The sequence below is a fragment of the Vibrio sp. L85 genome, assembly GCF_963871815.1.
GTDB classification, from domain to species: Bacteria; Pseudomonadota; Gammaproteobacteria; order Enterobacterales; family Vibrionaceae; genus Vibrio; species Vibrio harveyi.
This window is the reverse complement of sequence record NZ_CAWMYL010000048.1, coordinates 1-263: the sequence shown is the minus strand read 5'-3', so window position 1 is coordinate 263 and position 263 is coordinate 1. Positions and strand designations below refer to the sequence as shown.

The 263-nt window shown below is 39.5% G+C and carries 1 protein-coding gene; it reads left to right on the top strand.

The annotated features are described in order from the left end of the window. Window positions 1-103 precede the first annotated feature (103 nt). Window positions 104-263, top strand: a 160-nt coding sequence (locus AACR11_RS07520) for a transglycosylase SLT domain-containing protein (RefSeq protein ID WP_323128388.1), incomplete at its 3' end; no start/stop codon positions are given.

Genomic DNA, 263 nt, shown 5'->3' with positions numbered 1-263 from the left:
CTGCTATCGTGCTTCTTACTCACTTCGTGAGCGCATTCTCTACTCGTCGCACCGCTCCTCATGGTAAACTGCTTTGAGTTTCTGCATTTATTGTGGTTGTGTTATGAAATTTAAAATGATCTTTGTTTTCCTAGTTCCCTTTCAAGCGTCCGCTTTTTGTTTTGATGAGGCTGGACAATATTATAATGTGTCAGCAGATTTATTAAGGGCGATTGCTCAAGTTGAAAGTAGCCTTGATCCGACTGCTTATAACGAAAATAAAA